This is a genomic window from Streptomyces sp. NPDC088746 (genome assembly GCF_044751065.1).
GTDB lineage: Bacteria > Actinomycetota > Actinomycetes > Streptomycetales > Streptomycetaceae > Streptomyces.
On the sequence record NZ_JBIVLA010000001.1, the window covers coordinates 381519 to 396365 of the forward strand.

The 14847-nt window shown below is 72.9% G+C and carries 15 protein-coding genes and 1 riboswitch; of the genes, 8 read left to right on the plus strand and 7 right to left on the minus strand.

What is annotated here, in order from left to right:
* Window positions 1–87: 87 nt before the first annotated feature.
* Together ACIP63_RS01745 and ACIP63_RS01750 are read right to left on the minus strand one after the other, a co-directional pair.
* Complete coding sequence (locus ACIP63_RS01745) at window positions 88–858, minus strand: class I SAM-dependent methyltransferase (RefSeq protein ID WP_401510445.1); 771 nt, start codon at window positions 856–858, stop codon at window positions 88–90.
* A 102-nt stretch (window positions 859–960) separates the two neighbouring features.
* Window positions 961–1500: an SAV_6107 family HEPN domain-containing protein gene (locus tag ACIP63_RS01750; protein WP_401510447.1), complete on the minus strand. Its 540-nt coding sequence runs from the start codon at window positions 1498–1500 to the stop codon at window positions 961–963.
* A 167-nt stretch (window positions 1501–1667) separates the two neighbouring features.
* Between ACIP63_RS01750 and ACIP63_RS01755 the strand changes: the two genes are divergently transcribed.
* The 5 genes from ACIP63_RS01755 (at window position 1668) to ACIP63_RS01775 (ending at window position 7634) form a co-directional block, all read left to right on the plus strand.
* Entirely contained in the window at window positions 1668–2441 is a 774-nt protein-coding gene (locus tag ACIP63_RS01755; protein WP_401510449.1) for an ATP-binding cassette domain-containing protein, read from the plus strand.
* Window positions 2413–4500, plus strand: coding sequence for a YhgE/Pip family protein (locus ACIP63_RS01760; protein WP_401510451.1), 2088 nt, complete (start codon window positions 2413–2415; stop codon window positions 4498–4500). Before ACIP63_RS01755 ends, ACIP63_RS01760 begins: the two co-directional genes overlap by 29 nt.
* 29 nt (window positions 4501–4529) lie before the next feature.
* Window positions 4530–5141 (plus strand): TetR/AcrR family transcriptional regulator, encoded by a 612-nt coding sequence (locus ACIP63_RS01765; RefSeq protein WP_356707290.1) that lies wholly within the window; start codon window positions 4530–4532, stop codon window positions 5139–5141.
* 347 nt (window positions 5142–5488) lie between these two features.
* Window positions 5489–6106: a DUF4126 domain-containing protein gene (locus ACIP63_RS01770; RefSeq protein ID WP_401510453.1), complete on the plus strand. Its 618-nt coding sequence runs from the start codon at window positions 5489–5491 to the stop codon at window positions 6104–6106.
* 31 nt (window positions 6107–6137) lie between these two features.
* Window positions 6138–7634, plus strand: a complete 1497-nt coding sequence (locus ACIP63_RS01775; RefSeq protein ID WP_401510455.1) for a phytoene desaturase family protein — start codon at window positions 6138–6140, stop codon at window positions 7632–7634.
* A 55-nt stretch (window positions 7635–7689) separates the two neighbouring features.
* Here the strand turns inward: ACIP63_RS01775 and ACIP63_RS01780 are convergent, their stop codons facing one another.
* The 5 genes from ACIP63_RS01780 to ACIP63_RS01800 all read right to left on the minus strand — a co-directional run bounded on the left by ACIP63_RS01780 (window position 7690) and on the right by ACIP63_RS01800 (window position 12152).
* The gene (locus ACIP63_RS01780; RefSeq protein WP_401510457.1) at window positions 7690–8601 is read right to left on the minus strand and encodes a hypothetical protein; all 912 of its coding nucleotides are present in this window, start codon (window positions 8599–8601) and stop codon (window positions 7690–7692) included.
* Window positions 8602–8651: 50 nt separating this feature from the next.
* Entirely contained in the window at window positions 8652–9569 is a 918-nt protein-coding gene (gene metF, locus ACIP63_RS01785) for a methylenetetrahydrofolate reductase [NAD(P)H] (protein WP_401510459.1), read from the minus strand.
* A gap of 119 nt (window positions 9570–9688) precedes the next feature.
* Window positions 9689–10339: a thiamine phosphate synthase gene (thiE, locus tag ACIP63_RS01790; RefSeq protein WP_401510460.1), complete on the minus strand. Its 651-nt coding sequence runs from the start codon at window positions 10337–10339 to the stop codon at window positions 9689–9691.
* A 146-nt stretch (window positions 10340–10485) separates the two neighbouring features.
* The gene (locus ACIP63_RS01795) at window positions 10486–10851 is read right to left on the minus strand and encodes an Rv2175c family DNA-binding protein (RefSeq protein WP_359466418.1); all 366 of its coding nucleotides are present in this window, start codon (window positions 10849–10851) and stop codon (window positions 10486–10488) included.
* Between the two features lie 62 nt (window positions 10852–10913).
* Window positions 10914–12152 (minus strand): NAD(P)/FAD-dependent oxidoreductase, encoded by a 1239-nt coding sequence (locus ACIP63_RS01800; protein WP_401510463.1) that lies wholly within the window; start codon window positions 12150–12152, stop codon window positions 10914–10916.
* Between the two features lie 146 nt (window positions 12153–12298).
* A riboswitch (TPP riboswitch) is annotated at window positions 12299–12411 on the plus strand.
* Between ACIP63_RS01800 and thiO the strand changes: the two genes are divergently transcribed.
* From thiO to ACIP63_RS01815, 3 genes are all read left to right on the plus strand, one after another.
* Complete coding sequence (gene thiO / locus ACIP63_RS01805) at window positions 12409–13623, plus strand: glycine oxidase ThiO (RefSeq protein ID WP_401510465.1); 1215 nt, start codon at window positions 12409–12411, stop codon at window positions 13621–13623. It overlaps the preceding riboswitch by 3 nt.
* 86 nt (window positions 13624–13709) lie before the next feature.
* Window positions 13710–13946, plus strand: coding sequence for a sulfur carrier protein ThiS (gene thiS / locus ACIP63_RS01810; RefSeq protein ID WP_401512230.1), 237 nt, complete (start codon window positions 13710–13712; stop codon window positions 13944–13946).
* A 2-nt stretch (window positions 13947–13948) separates the two neighbouring features.
* Complete coding sequence (locus ACIP63_RS01815; RefSeq protein ID WP_401510467.1) at window positions 13949–14743, plus strand: thiazole synthase; 795 nt, start codon at window positions 13949–13951, stop codon at window positions 14741–14743.
* The last annotated feature ends 104 nt before the right edge of the window (window positions 14744–14847 follow it).

Genomic DNA, 14847 nt, shown 5'->3' on the forward strand with positions numbered 1-14847 from the left:
ATCGGGTGTTCCCGGCCGTACTCCGTCTGCAGCTGCGTTGCTGATCAGCCGTGCTCCCGCAGCTTTCGCGGCTGTACTCCGGCAGTGTCACCGTCGCGGCTGGGCGCTCTTCTCTCCCAGAACGTGCAGCTGGGTCGCCACCGAGTGGAAGGCCGGCAGTTCCGCGACGGCCGCTTCCAGCTTGAGGAGCTCCTCCATCGCACCCGGTTCGGTGTCCACGAGGACGCCCGGCACGAGGTCGCCGAAGACCCGGACGCCGTGGACAGCGCCGACCTCGACTCCCGCGGCGCCGACCAGTCCGGTCAGCTGGTCGGCGGTGAACCTGCGGGGCACGGGGTCGCCGTCGCCCCAGCGTCCGGCGGGGTCCCTCAGCGCCTGCCGGGCCTCGGAGAAGTGGCCCGCGAGCGCCCGGGCCAGGACGGCACCGCCGAGGCCGGCGCCGAGCAGACTGAGGGCACCGGACGGGCGGAGCGCGTCGACCGCGTTGCGGACGCCCTCGGCGGGGTCGTCCACGTACTCCAGGACGCCGTGGCAGAGGACCGCGTCGTAACCGGCACGGTCCACCACCTCGAAGAGGCCGAGGATGTCGCCCTGGACGCCCCGGACGCGGTCGGCGACACCGGCCTCCTCAGCCCGGCGCTCCAGTGCGAACAGGGCGTTCGGGCTGGGGTCGACGACGGTGACGCGGTGGCCGAGCCGGGCGACGGGCACGGCGAAATTGCCGGTGCCGCCGCCGGTGTCCAGCACGTCCAGGGCTTCCCTGCCGGTCGCCTTGACCCGGCGCTCGAGAGCGTCCTTGAGGACCTCCCAGACCACGGCGGTACGGAGGGAGGCGCGGGGGCGCAGCTGGTCCGACACGGCAGTTGACTCCTCGGCACGGTGCCGCCACGGACGGCGGAGCGTGAACAGTGCAGGTGGTACGGGTGCTGTCCACCCTATTGCCTCGCACCGCCGGCGTGGTCATCCCGCGTCGGGCCGCTGACCGGAGCCGTCCCTCCGGGGCTGCGGCAGGACGGGCTGGAGGACCAGCATCCGCTCGACCAGGCGCAGGAACATGGCCGCGTCGCGCAGCAGATCGTCGGCGTCGCGGCTGGTGGCCGCGCCGGGTATGCCCGCCTCCGCCCGGGCCCTGCGCGGGGCTCCGGAGGCGAACAGGGCGCTCCATTCGGTGAGTTCCGGCGCGATGTCCGGGAGGACCTCCCAGGCGCTGCGGATCCGCTCCCTGCGGCGCCTGCCGGTCTCGGGCCGCCCGCGAGCGGCGAGCACGGCGGCCGCGGTGCGCAGCGCGGCGAGGTGGGCGGTGGCGTACCGCTCGTTGGGCACGTCGAGTACGGCGGCCTCGTCCAGGCCGGCGTGGGCCTGGGCGAGCAGATCGAGGGCGGCGGGCGGCGCTGTGGTGCGGCGCAGAACGGGGTGGACGTCGGTTGCCGGACCGGTCAGTGAGGGGGCAGGGCTGCCTGCGCGGCGCCGCGGGGCGGCGGCTGCGGACGAGCTGGCCATGACGAACCTCCTGTCGTCGTGTGACGGCTCCGTGGCCGTATGTGTCCATCGTGACGGCCCCCACTGACAATCCCTCAGATCGCGCCTCTGACCAGGCGCTTTGCTTCGCGCACGAGTTCGGGCTAGTTTTTTGCACTGACCAGTCAGTGCAAAAAGGGGGTGAGGTCGTGGACAGCCCGCACGGGGCGTCTCTGAGCGCCGAGGACTTCGGGCTGAAGGGTCCGCGCGGCTGGGCCTTCCGGGGGGTGGAGTTCACCGCCGGCCCCGGATCGCTCGTCGCGGTGGAAGGGCCCTCCGGCTCCGGCCGTACCTGTCTGCTGCTGGCGCTCACCGGCCGGATGCGTTCCACGCGGGGGCACGCCGAGGTCGGGGGTGAACGCCTGCCCGGACGCCTCGCCGCCGTACGCCGCTTCAGTGCCCTCGGCCCGGTCCCTGGGGTCAGCGACCTGGACCCCTCCCTCACCGTGGCCGAGCATCTGCGGGAACGGGCCCTGCTGCGGCGCCGCTTCGGCGGTTCGCCGCGCGCCCTGCTGCGCCCCCGCGCCGAACGCGCCGCCACGGCACGGGCGTGGGTCGACACCGCGCTGGAGTCCGCGGGGCTCGACCTCGCGACGCTGCCCAAGGCCGAACGGACCTCCGTGCGCGACCTGGAGCGCCTGGAGGCCCTGCGCCTGTCCGTCGCCCTCGCCCTGATGAGCCGCCCGCGGCTCCTCGCCGTCGACGACACGGATCTCAAACTCTCCGCCACGGACCGCGCCCTGGCCTGGGAGCTGCTCCGCACCCTCGCGGCCGGCGGGACCACGGTGCTGGCCGTGTGCAGCGAGTCCCCGGAGGACGCGCTCACCGTGCGCACCCGTCCGGAGACCGGAGCGGACACACCCGACGACACGACGACCGGGAAGGACACGGCCGATGCGATCGCCGAGACTGGCCGCGCTTGAGCTGCGGCGGTTCGGGAGGGGCCGGATGCCGCGCGCCGCACTCGTGGCGCTCCTCCTGCTGCCCCTGCTGTACGGAGCGCTCTACCTCTGGTCGTTCTGGGACCCGTACGGGCGGCTCGACCGCATCCCCGTGGCTCTCGTCAACGAGGACAAGGGGGCGGACACCGGCGGCGAACACCTCGCGGCCGGTGACGAGATCACCGGCAAGCTGCTCGACTCGAAGGTCTTCGACTGGCACCGGGTCGGCTCCGCCGAGGCGGAAAAGGGCGTCGAGGACGGGACGTACTACCTCTCGCTGACCATGCCGTCGGACTTCAGCGAGCGGATCGCGTCGAGCTCCGGGGACTCCCCCGGCACCGGCGCCCTGCGGGTGCGCACGAACGACGCCAACAACTACATCGTCGGGCAGATCTCCAGGACGGTCTTCGCCGAGGTCCGCAGTGCCGCGTCGGCCAAGGCCTCGCGTGGCTTCCTGGACCGGATCTTCATCAACTTCTCGGGTCTGCACGACGCGACCGCGAAAGCGGCCAAGGGGGCCGACGACCTCGAGAGCGGCCTCACGAAGGCGAAGAAGGGCTCCAAGGACCTGGCGGACGGCCTCAAGGACGCCAAGTCGGGCAGCGGCACGCTCTCCACCGGCGTCACCAAGCTGGACAAGGGGGCCGGCGATCTCGAGACGGGGTCCCGGCAGGTCGCCGGCGGCACGCAGCTGCTCGCCGACAAGGTCAACGCGGTCGCCGAGGACGTACGCCCCTTCCTGAAGGACAACGGAAAGGCCATCGGGGACACCGCCCGGCTGGTCGCCGACTCCTCGAAGGCCGTACGCGACAACCTGGACCTGCTCGCCGAAGCGGCGCCCACCGCCTCGGCCGCCGCCCACACGGCCTCCGACGACCTGGCCGAGGTCTACCGTGAGCGCTGCGAGGACCAGCCGCTGCCCGACCCCGGGGTCTGCCCGCAGCTGAAGCGCGCCAAGACCGCGGCGGAGGACGTCGCGAAGGTGTCCGACGACGTGAACGCCCTGGTCAAGAACCAGAAGGGTGACCTGACGACGCTGCGGAACCGGCTGACCACCCTGGAGAAGCAGGCCGACGCCCTGGCGAAGCGCTCGCCGGACCTGGACTCGGACCTGGAGTCCGCCGTGAAGAAGATCAACGCGCTCAACACGGGAGCACACAAGGTCGCCAAGGGCGCCGACACGCTCCACACGGGTCTCGGGACCGCCCGGAAGGGCGCCGGGGACCTGGACGCCGGCGTCAAGAAGCTCAAGACGGGCGCGACGACCCTGGACAGCGGGCTGTACCGGCTGGGTGACGGATCCTCGACGCTCGCCCAGGGGCTGAACGACGGGGTCGGAAAGATCCCCGACTACGACAAGAAGGACCGCGACGCCCGTACCGGTGTCATGGCCGACCCCGTGCAGCTGGCCTCGTCCTCGCTGCACGCGGCGCCCAACTACGGCACCGGCTTCGCCCCGTACTTCATCCCGCTCTCGCTGTGGGTGGGCGCGATGGTGGCGTACATGCTGATCCAGCCGCTCAACCGGCGGGCGCTCGCGGCCGGGGCCCCGGCCTGGCGGATCGCCTTCGCGGGCTGGCTGCCCGTCGCCGCGACAGGCCTGCTCCAGGTCGCCGCCCTGATGTCGGTGCTGCACTGGCAGCTCGGTCTGCGGATGGCGCACGCCGCCGGGACGATCGGCTTCCTGGCCCTGGTGACCTGCTGCTTCGCAGCGATCGTGCAGTGGCTCAACGCCCGCTTCGGCGCGGCGGGCCGGATCCTCGTCCTGGCGGTGCTGATGCTGCAGCTGACCTCGGCCGGGGGCACCTATCCCGTCCAGACCAGTCCTGGGTTCTTCGGGGCGATCCACCCCTACCTGCCGATGACCTACGTCGTGGACGGGCTGCGCCGGCTGATCACGGGCGGCGGGCTCGGCCCGGTCTGGCAGGGCTGCGCCGTGCTGCTGGCCTTCACCGCGGGTGCTCTGGCGCTGACCGCCCTGTCCGCCCGCCGCAAGCAGGTGTGGACCCTGGACCGGCTGCACCCGGAGCTGAGTCTGTGACCGTGCCGGGACCTGTGAGAATCAAGGGCATGGACAGCAGTGGCACCACGCGCCGACAGGTCACCCGGCAGAAGCTCTACGAGGCGGCGGTGACCCTCATCGCGGAAAAAGGGTTCTCCGCGACGACGGTCGACGAGATCGCCGAACGCGCGGGGGTGGCCAAGGGCACGGTCTACTACAACTTCAAGAGCAAGACCGAGCTGTTCGAGGAGCTGCTGCGGCACGGGGTCGGCCTGCTCACCCAGTCGCTGCGTTCGGCCGCCGACTCGGCGGAGGCGCGCGGAGGCACCCGTGTGGAGGCGCTGGACGCCATGATCAGGGCGGGTCTGGTCTTCATCGACCGCTACCCGGCCTTCACCCAGCTGTACGTCGCCGAGCTCTGGCGCACCAACCGTGCCTGGCAGTCCACCCTCCTGGTGGTCCGCCAGGAGGCCGTGGCCGTCGTCGAGGAAGTGCTCCGGGAAGGCGTCGCGGGCGGCGAGCTCAGCGAGGAGATCGACATCCAGCTGACGGCCGCCGCGCTGGTCGGGATGGTCCTGGTGGCGGCTCTCGACTGGCAGGCGTTCCAGCCCGAGCGGACGATCGACGACGTGCACTCCGCGTTGTCGCTGCTGCTGCACGGCCGGGTCAGCGGGCGCTGAGGCGGCCCGCGCACGGACAGGACGCCGGTCCGGTGGAATTCGATCCCCCCGAATTCCGCCGGACCGGCGTCCCGTTCCGCCGCGAAGCCCTCCCCCGTGACCCCGTGCTGTCCCCCGTGGTCCCGGAGCTCCGCGTCGTGCGCCCCCGTTACGTCCGGGGTGCCGCGCCGTTCCGCCGCCCCGTGCCGGCGGTCCTGGCGCCACGCCCCTTCCGTGGTCCCCACTCTTCCGTCCGCGCAGGTGGGAGCCCATCCGCATCCCTACTCATCTCCCGCACTAGGTAGGGATACTCAGGCCTGCGCCGCAAGGCCCACCCGGGCCTCCCCCGACTGGTTACGATCGCGTCCGTGTCCGTACTCCCCCTGGTGTTCACGAGTGGCTGGGCGAGCGGGATCAACGCCTACGCGGTGGTCCTCCTCTTCGGCATCTTCGGCGCGACCGGTCTCACGGACGAGGTGCCCGAGTCCCTGCAGCGCACCGATGTGCTCGTGACCGCCGGGGTGCTGTTCCTGTGCGAGGCGGTGGCCGACAAGATCCCGTACGTGGACTCGGCCTGGGACACGGCGCACACGGTGATCCGGCCCGTGGCGGGCGCAGTCGTCGCCGCGCTGCTGGCAGGGGAGAGCGGCTCGCTGCCGGAGCTCGCGGCGGGAGCCGTGGGCGGCTCCACCGCGCTGATGAGCCACCTGGTGAAGGCCGGCACCAGGATGGCGGTCAACACCTCGCCCGAACCCTTCAGCAACATCGGGGTCAGCGTCGCGGAGGATCTCGGCGTCGCGGGGATCATCACCTTCGCGGTCTTCAACCCGGTGGCGGCGGCCGTCGTCGCCGGCGTCCTGCTCCTGCTCGGCCTGCTGACACTGGTCTTCCTGGCCTCCAGGATCCGCCGGTTCCTGCGCCGCAGGGCCCGGCGCCGCGAGGAGAGACGTCCGGCCGGGGCGGGCAGGCACCGGCCTCACGAATGAGCTGTCGGTGGCACCCCTTAGGGTCACTGACATGGCACGAATTGCGGTGATCGGCGCCGGGACCGGCGCGATGGCGGCGGCTGCCCGGCTCTCCGTGGCAGGCCACCGGGTGACGGTGTACGAGCGGTCGGAGACCTACGGCGGCTCGCTCGGCCGGTACGAGCGTGACGGTTTCGTCTTCGACACCGGCCCCGGGCTGCTGCATCTCCCCGCGGTCTACCGCGACCTGTTCGTGAAGACGGGCAAGGAGAGCCTGGAGCAGTGCGTCACGCTCACCCAGGTCGACCCGGCGAGCCGCCACCTCTTCGCGGACGGCACGACGGTGTCCCTGCCCAACGCGTCGCGGGCGGGGGTGGTAGGCGCGCTGGACCGTGCACTCGGTGAAGGGGCCGGGGCCCGCTGGGGGGACTTCCTCGGCCGGGCCGGGACCGCCTGGGACCGGTCGCGCAGGCCACTGCTGGAGGAGCCGCTGCCCGAGGACCCGCGGCCACTGGGCCGCGACCCCTACCCCGCGGTGCGCCGGCGCAGGCTGTTGCGCGCCGCCCGGGAGGCGGGAACGCCGTCGGAGGTGGGCGCCTGGGAGCTGGCGGACCCCCGCCTGGCGGCCCTGCTCGACGGTTACGCCCTGTCGTACGGGCTCGACCCCCGCCGCGCCCCGGCCGCCGCGGCCCTCCTGCCGTACATGGAGGAGACGTTCGGCACCTGGTACGTCGCCGGGGGCATGCGCGCGCTGGCCGACGCGGTGTACGAGCGGTGCCTGGCCCGCAAGGTGGAGTTCGTCTTCGGCGCCGAGGCGGTCCGTGTGTCCGAGAAGGACGGGCGGGCGGCAGGGATCGAGCTGGCGGACGGCACAGGCGTGGAGGCCGATCACGTGGTCCTCGGCGCGCAGCCGGCGCCCGGTCTCCTGCCGGTCCGGGAGGGGTGGCCCACCATGGAGCGCGGGGCTCCGGCACCGGGACGCTTCGTCGTCCTGCTGTCGCTGCGCGGCGCCCGGGAGCCCGGCGCCGTGCACCGGACCGTGGTGCACGCCGCGGACCCGGGCGCGGAGCAGGAGGCGGTCTTCGGCGGCCGGACGGCGGAGCGGCCCACGGTGACGGTGCTGCGCCCGGACGACCCGGCCACCCGCCCCGACGAGGAGCACGAGGCGGTGACCCTGATGGTGACGGTGGCGCCGCACGGCCCGGTCGACTGGACGGACGCCGCGCTGCGCCGACGGTTCGCGGACGTGGTGATCGGCCGGGCCGCCGAGGCTGTTCCGGGTCTCCGCGAGCGGGTGATCCACGCCGAGGTGCGCACACCCGCCGAGACCGCGGCCGACACGGGAGCCGAGGGCGGGTCGGTGCCGCCTCCGGCCCTGGCCGGGGCGGGCGGCGCGTATCTGCACTCCGGGAACCGCACGCCGCTGCCGGGCCTGTATCTGGCGGGCGGCTGGTCGCATCCGGGCGGCGGGCCGGCCCACGCCGGGATGTCGGGCGCCCTGGTGGCCGGTCTCGTCGTGGAGGGTGACGGCTTCCGCGGCTCGCGGTGAGCTCGCGGCCGGCGCACCGGAGCCGGCCGCCGCGTGCCGGCGGCCGGTCCGCGGGTCAGTAGCGGTACTGCTCGTTCTGGCCGGTGTCGTATCCGTTGCCGTACGGAGCGGGCTGGACGGGTGCCTCGGGCGGCAGCGGGGGGTACTGGTCGCTCTCGCGCTGCTGCGGGACCCAGACGCCGCCCGGCGGGGTGTCGGTGTACTGCCCGGCGTACGGGTCCGCGGGCTGCTGCCCGGCGCCGTAGGAGGGGTCGTAGCCGCTGTCGTACGCCGCGTACTGCCCGGTGCCCGTGGTGGTGCCCGTGCCGGTGTAGGGGTCGGAGTACGCGGCGTAGCCCGCCTGGTCCGTCCCGTAGTCGTACTGGCTCGCGTAGGAGCCCTGGTCCTGGTGGGTGTCCTGGCCCCCGTAGCCGTCCTGCCCGCCGTAGAGGTCCTGGCCGGCCGGCTGGCCGTAGCCGTTGTACGGGTCGTAGCCGGCGTGCTGGGGCTGCGGTTCGCCGTGCTGGTCCTGGCCGTCGCGGCCCGCGGGGGCGGGGTCGGTGTAGATGCCGTACTGCCCGGTGTCGTCCGGCAGCGGCTCCGGCGCGTAGACCGCGGCGGGGGCTGCCTCCGTCTGCCGGTCGTCTCCCCCGTACTCCAGGCCGGAGACCTCGAGCGTGGGCTTCTGGGCCCCCGGGCCGCCCGCTCCGCGCCGGCGGCGGCTCTCACCCGGGCTGCCGCCGATGGCCCATCCCGTCGAGAAGCCGCGCCTGAAGGAGAGCGTCACATACGTCTGGCCCGTCGCGAAGGCGATCGCTCCGAGGGCGATCACCGGCACGGAGGCGATGAGGACACCGAGGACCACACCGAGGAAGCCGGCGAAGGCGAGCAGCCGCCAGCGCAGGCGTGCCTTGTACTGCAGGAGCACCTCGCCCAGCAGCCACAACGCCACTATGCCGAATGCGATGTAGAGGACCGTCCAGCCCACGCCCGCCCCCTCCTACGGCCACCGCCCCGGTCGGTGGCGGGTACGGCCGGTCAGGACTGCTTGTGCAGTCCGAGATTCTCGTAGATCTCGAGTGTCGCCGTCGAGTTGTTGAGCGTGATGAAGTGCAGCCCCGGGACACCCTCGGAGAGCAGTTTCGCGCAGAACTCCGTGGCGAACTCGATGCCAATGGAGCGTACAGCCGCCGGGTCGTCCTTCGCGGCGAGGATGCGCTCTTTCAGCGAGGAAGGCAGGGACGCGTTGCTGAGCTGCGCGAATCTCTCCAGTTGTTTGACGCTGGTGAGCGGCATCACCTCGGGGATGACCGGGGTGTCGCAACCCGCGGCGACCACGCGGTCACGCATCTGGAGATAGCTCTCCGGGTGGAAGAACATCTGGGTGATCGCGTAGTCGGCACCGGCGCGGCACTTGTCCACGAAATGACCGATGTCGGTGTCCCAGTCGGCGGATCGCGGGTGCATCTCGGGAAAGGCCGCGACGCCGACGCAGAAATCACCGGCTTCCTTGATCAGCCGGACGAGATCCGCCGCGTACCGCACGCCCTGCGGGTGCTCGACCCACTCGCCCATCGGGTCGCCGGGCGGGTCTCCGCGCACCGCGAGGATGTTGCGGATGCCGGCGTCGGCGTACTGCCCGACCATGTTGCGCAGCTCGGCCACGGAGTGGTCGACGGCGGTGAGGTGGGCGACGGGCGTGAGCGTGGAGTCCGCGGCGATCTGCTGGGTCGCCCGGACCGTCCCGGCACGGGTCGAACCGCCGGCCCCGTACGTCACGGAGACGAAACTCGGTCCCACCGCCTCGACCCGGCGCAGGGCGTTCCAGAGGTTCCGTTCGCCCTTCTCCGTCTTGGGCGCCCAGAACTCGAACGAGAACGACGTCTCGCCGGTCGCGAGCAGCTCACGCACGGTGCGCGCGTGATCTGTCCGGGTGGAAGGTGTACCAAGGGCCATACTGGGAGGTTAACCAGGGCCCGGCGGTACCCCAACCAGAGCGAGCGAATTGCCCGGAATGAGGCGGGTTTTGTCCACCCTTCGGACAGCCGCTCCGACCGGGTGGGAGGCCGCCGGGTTCAGAGGGCGTGTGCCCGGACGCGGCGCGCGAGCGATGCCGCCGCCTCGGCCGGGTCCGCCGCCTCGGTGATCGCCCGCACGACGACGACGCGGCGGGCGCCGGCGTCCAGCACCTCGTCCAGATTGCCGGCGTCGATCCCGCCGATGGCGAACCACGGCCGTGTCGTGCCGAGCGAGGCGGCGTAGCGCACCAGGCCGAGGCCCGGGGCGTGCCGGCCGGGCTTGGTCGGGGTGGGCCAGCAGGGGCCCGTGCAGAAGTAGTCGACGCCGGCCTCGGCGACGGCGGCGTCGACCTCGGCCTCGGCGTGGGTGGAGCGGCCGATCACCACGTCGTCGCCGATGACGGCGCGGGCGGCAGGCAGCGGCAGATCGCCCTGGCCGAGGTGGAGCACGTCGGAGCCGATGGCGTGGGCGACATCGGCCCGGTCGTTCACCGCGAGGAGGGCCCCGTGGCGCTTGCAGGCGTCGGCGAACACCGCGAGGTGGTCGAGCTCCTCGGCCGCCTCCATGCCCTTGTCCCGCAACTGCACGATGTCCACGCCGCCGGCCAGCACGGCGTCGAGGAACTCGGGGAGGTCCCCCTGCCGCTTGCGGGCGTCCGTGCACAGATAGAGCCGGGCGCCGGAAAGCTGGTCGCGAGGCGTGGACATGAAGATTTCCCCCGTCGGTACGTCGTTGGATCACTGAGGCGGCGACAACTCACCGTACGTCGATGGATCGCCGTGCCGGCAGGCCGGTCACGGCGGAGTGCGGGCCGTGATGTGCCACGGCCCGCACTCCGCCCACGGTCCTCCGGTCAGACGGCGAGCGCCTGGGCCCGGCGCTTCACCTCCGTACCGCGATTCTCGCTCAGGGCCTGCGCGGGCGTGCCGGGCAGGGTCGGGTCGGGGGTGAAGAGCCAGTCCAGCATCTCTTCGTCGTTGTAGCCGTCGTCCCTCAGGAGCGTCAGGGTCCCTACGAGACCCTTGACCACCTTGTCGCCGTCGATGAAGGCGGCAGGCACCTGGAGCGCCCGGTTCTCACCACGTCGTACGGCGATCAGCTGGCCTTCCTTGACCAGCTGCCGTACGCGCGTCACCTCGACATCGAGCATTTCCGCGATGTCGGGAAGGTGGAGCCATGCGGGGACGAGAGCATCGATCTTTGCGTCAATCTCGGTCACAGGGACAAGCGTGCCATCCCGGACCGGCAGTCGGTAGCCGGGCCGGGCGTACGAGGCCGTGCCTACCCCTGGAGCACCGTCGATTTCAGCGGGACGGAGGAGTCGGCGGCCCGCTCCGGGTCGATCCGCGCCCCCGCCTCGACGAGCTTGCGCCCCTGCGCCAGGTCACGGGGCCTGCTGACGGCCAGCACGGCGACCAGGATCCCCTGCCGCAGCCAGCAGACCGTCCAGGTCGGGTCACCGGGGTCGCCCCGCCACAGCAGCGTGTCGGAGCCCGCGTGGTGGCCGGCGTACTGCACGAAGCGGCCGAACTGCTCGGACCAGAAGTAGGGCACCGGGTCGTACGTCCTGACCGCACCGTCCGCGAGGGCGGCGGCAACCGTCCTCGGGCCCTGGAGGGCGTTGTCCCAGTGGTGGACCAGCAGCCGCTCCCCGTAGCGGGCGGACGGGAAGGAGGCGCAGTCGCCCACGGCGTAGACATCGGGCAGCGACGTGCGGAGCGAGCTGTCCGCGGTGACCGAGCCGTCGGGGCCGAGGCCGATGCCCGAGCCCGCGAGCCATGCGGTTGCGGGCCTGGCACCGATGCCGACGACCACCGCTCCGGCGGGGAGCACCCGGCCGTCCGCGAGGTGGACGGCGCCCTGTTCGACACGTGCGACGCGGGCGCCGGTGAGGAGTTCGGCTCCGCTCTCGGCGTACCAGGCGGCCATCGGCTCGGCGACCTCGGCGGGCATCGTGCCCGCGAGGGGACGGCCGGCGGCCTCCACGACGGTGACCGCGCACCCGGCGGCGCGGGCCGCCGTGGCGAACTCGGCGCCGATCCAGCCCGCGCCGACGACGACCACGTCGTGCTGCCGCTCCAGGACGGGCCGCAGCCGTGCCGCGTCGTCGAGGGTGCGCAGCAGATGGACGCCCGGTACACCCTCGGCGCCGGGCAGTGCGACGGGTTCCGCTCCGGTGGCGAGGACCAGGACGTCGTAGGCGACGGGCCCCTCCGGGGTGTCCAGTTCGTGCGCCCCGGCACGGAGTCCGGCCACGTCGAGCCCCAGGCGCAGAGTGATGTCCAGGGCCTCGAAGTCGACGTCGAAGGCCGAGTCCTCCGCCTTGCCGAGGAGGACCGCCTTGGACAGGGGCGGCCTGTCGTACGGCTGGTGGGGTTCGGCGCCGATCAGGGTGACGGGGCCGGTGAAGCCCTGTTCCCGCAGGGCCACGGCCGTCTGCACTCCGGCCATGCCGGCGCCCACGATCACGACTCCGCTCGGCCGCTGTCCCGCTGCCGGGTCCTGTGTCTGCTCGCTCACCTGTCCACCCTAGGGCCTCCCGTCCGGATCACGCCGGGCTCGTGGGACCTGGCCGGCGACCGCGGGAGCACGGGTCCGCCGGGCGAACGGGCCACGGGTACCGGTCCCTTACCGGCTGCGAGGGGCGGGGTCTAGGCTGGCGACCGTAAGGCACTCGCGGGAGTCCGGGCGTACCGGGCTGAGAGGGAGGCTGGCCGGCCTCCGACCGTACGAACCTGATCCGGGTCATGCCGGCGAAGGGAGGGGCTGGACGCCCATGCGTATCTCCGCAGACAGTTCCGACGTCCTGGTCGTCGGAGGCGGCATCATCGGGCTGGTGACCGCCTGGCGGTCGGCCCAGCACGGCCTGCGCACCACACTGGCCGATCCCGCGCCGGGCGGCGGCGCCGCCCAGGTCGCGGCCGGGATGCTCGCCGCCGTCACCGAACTCCACTACGGCGAGCAGACGCTGCTCGGCCTCAACGTGGCTTCCGCCGCGCGCTATCCGGCGTTCGTGGCCGAGCTGGAGGAGGCGAGCGGGCAGGAGACCGGCTTCCGCGCCTGCGGCACCCTGTCCGTCGCCCTGGACTCCGACGACCGGGCGCATCTGCGGGAGCTGCACGCTCTGCAGCAGCGTTCAGGCCTGGAGTCCGAGTGGCTGAGCGGCCGCGAGTGCCGCCGCCTGGAACCGATGCTCGCCCCCGGCGTGCGCGGCGGGCTTCGCGTCGACGGCGACCACCAGGTGGATCCCAGGCGGCTGGCCTCGGCCCTGGTCACCGCGTGCGAGCGGGCGGGTGTGGTCTTCCGCCGTGCCTGGGTCCAGCGGCTCTCCGTCACGGGCGGCCGCGCGACGGGAGCGGTCCTGGCGGACGGCACCGAGCTCGCGGCCGGACAGGTGGTGCTCGCCGGCGGCAGCCTCAGCGGCCGGCTGCAGGGCGTTCCCGAGGCGGTCCTGCCGCCGGTGCGCCCGGTCAAGGGCCAGGTGCTGCGGCTGACCGTGCCTCCCGCCTACGCTCCCTTCCTCAGCCGGACGGTGCGGGCGGTCGTGCGCGGCAGCCAGGTCTATCTGGTCCCCCGTGCCAACGGTGAGCTGGTGGTCGGCGCGACCACGGAGGAGATGGGCTGGGACACGACGGTGACCGCGGGCGGGGTGTACGAGCTGCTGCGGGACGCCCATGAGCTGATGCCCGGCATCACGGAGCTGCCGCTGACCGAGACCCGGGCCGGTCTGCGGCCCGCCTCGCCGGACAACGCGCCGCTGCTGGGGCCCACGGCACTGCCCGGACTGCATCTCGCCACCGGGCACCACCGCAACGGGGTGCTGCTGACTCCCGTCACCGGCGATGTGATGGCCCATGTGCTGACCACCGGCGAGCTGCCCGAGCTGGGCCGCCCCTTCGCGCCGCGCCGCTTCGCCGCGGTCCCCCCGGAGAGCTCACCGGCCTCCTCCCCCGAAGAAACCGCCCCCGCGCCGCAGGAGCAGCCCGTATGACACAGCCCGCGCCCTCCGCCGTCCCGGGTTCCGAGCCCGAGGCCGGTTCCGTGCCCTTTTCCGAGTCCGGGCCCGTTTCCGGGTCCATGCCCGTTCCCGGGTCCCTCTCCGTTCCCGGGTCCGTTTCCGTGTCCGTCAACGGGGAAGGCCGCACCGTGCCCGCCGGCACCGCGCTGGACACGTTGGTCGCGGCGCTGACCACAGCGCCCTCCGGGGTCGCCGCCGCGGTGAACGAGGCCGTCGTCCCCCGCGGTCAGTGGTCCGCCACCACGCTCGCCGACGGCGACCGCGTCGAGGTCCTCACCGCGGTCCAGGGAGGCTGACCATGTCCGACGATCTCTTCACGCTCGGTTCCACCGCGTTCTCGTCCCGGCTGATCATGGGGACGGGCGGGGCGCCCAGCCTCGACGTACTGGAACGCTCCCTGATCGCTTCGGGCACCGAGCTGACCACCGTGGCGATGCGTCGGCTCGACCCGACCGTGCAGGGCTCGGTGCTCTCCGTCCTGGAACGCCTCTCCATCCAGGTCCTGCCGAACACCGCGGGCTGTTTCACCGCGGGCGAGGCCGTGCTGACGGCCAGGCTGGCCAGGGAGGCGCTGGGCACCGACTGGATCAAGCTGGAGGTCGTGGCCGACGAGCGGACCCTCCTGCCCGACCCGATCGAGCTGCTGGACGCCGCCGAGATCCTGGTCGACGACGGCTTCACGGTCCTGCCGTACACCAATGACGACCCGGTTCTGGCCCGCAAGCTCCAGGACGTGGGGTGCGCGGCGATCATGCCGCTCGGCTCCCCCATCGGTTCCGGGCTCGGCATCCGCAACCCCCACAACTTCCAGCTCATCGTCGAGCAGGCCGCGGTCCCGGTGATCCTGGACGCCGGCGCCGGGACGGCCTCGGACGCGGCGCTGGCGATGGAGCTCGGCTGTGCCGCTGTGATGCTCGCCTCGGCGGTGACCCGGGCGCAGGAGCCCGAGCTGATGGCGGCGGCGATGCGGCACGCGGTGGACGGCGGACGCCTGGCGTACCGGGCGGGACGCATCCCACGGCGCCATTTCGCGGAGGCGTCCTCACCGTCACAGGGCCGCGCGGTGCTGGATCCGGAGCGCCCGGCCTTCTGAGGGCCGTGCACCGGCGGGGGTCTCCCCGTCACAGCACGCGCATGCCCCTGTCACGGCTCGGCACCGGAACGTCCCCCGGGAGGCCAGGCCCATCCGTGGTGTCC

What these genes read in the sequence shown, in the direction of transcription:
- ACIP63_RS01750 (WP_401510447.1), bottom strand. Translation starts at nt 1,500, where the DNA reads ATGGCCAGCTCGTCCGCAGCCGCCGCCCCGCGGCGCCGCGCAGGCAGC.
- ACIP63_RS01760 (WP_401510451.1), top strand. Translation starts at nt 2,413, where the DNA reads ATGCGATCGCCGAGACTGGCCGCGCTTGAGCTGCGGCGGTTCGGGAGG.
- ACIP63_RS01765 (WP_356707290.1), top strand. Translation starts at nt 4,530, where the DNA reads ATGGACAGCAGTGGCACCACGCGCCGACAGGTCACCCGGCAGAAGCTC.
- ACIP63_RS01775 (WP_401510455.1), top strand. Translation starts at nt 6,138, where the DNA reads ATGGCACGAATTGCGGTGATCGGCGCCGGGACCGGCGCGATGGCGGCG.
- metF (WP_401510459.1), bottom strand. Translation starts at nt 9,569, where the DNA reads ATGGCCCTTGGTACACCTTCCACCCGGACAGATCACGCGCGCACCGTG.
- thiE (WP_401510460.1), bottom strand. Translation starts at nt 10,339, where the DNA reads ATGTCCACGCCTCGCGACCAGCTTTCCGGCGCCCGGCTCTATCTGTGC.
- thiO (WP_401510465.1), top strand. Translation starts at nt 12,409, where the DNA reads ATGCGTATCTCCGCAGACAGTTCCGACGTCCTGGTCGTCGGAGGCGGC.
- thiS (WP_401512230.1), top strand. Translation starts at nt 13,710, where the DNA reads ATGCCCGTTCCCGGGTCCCTCTCCGTTCCCGGGTCCGTTTCCGTGTCC.
- ACIP63_RS01815 (WP_401510467.1), top strand. Translation starts at nt 13,949, where the DNA reads ATGTCCGACGATCTCTTCACGCTCGGTTCCACCGCGTTCTCGTCCCGG.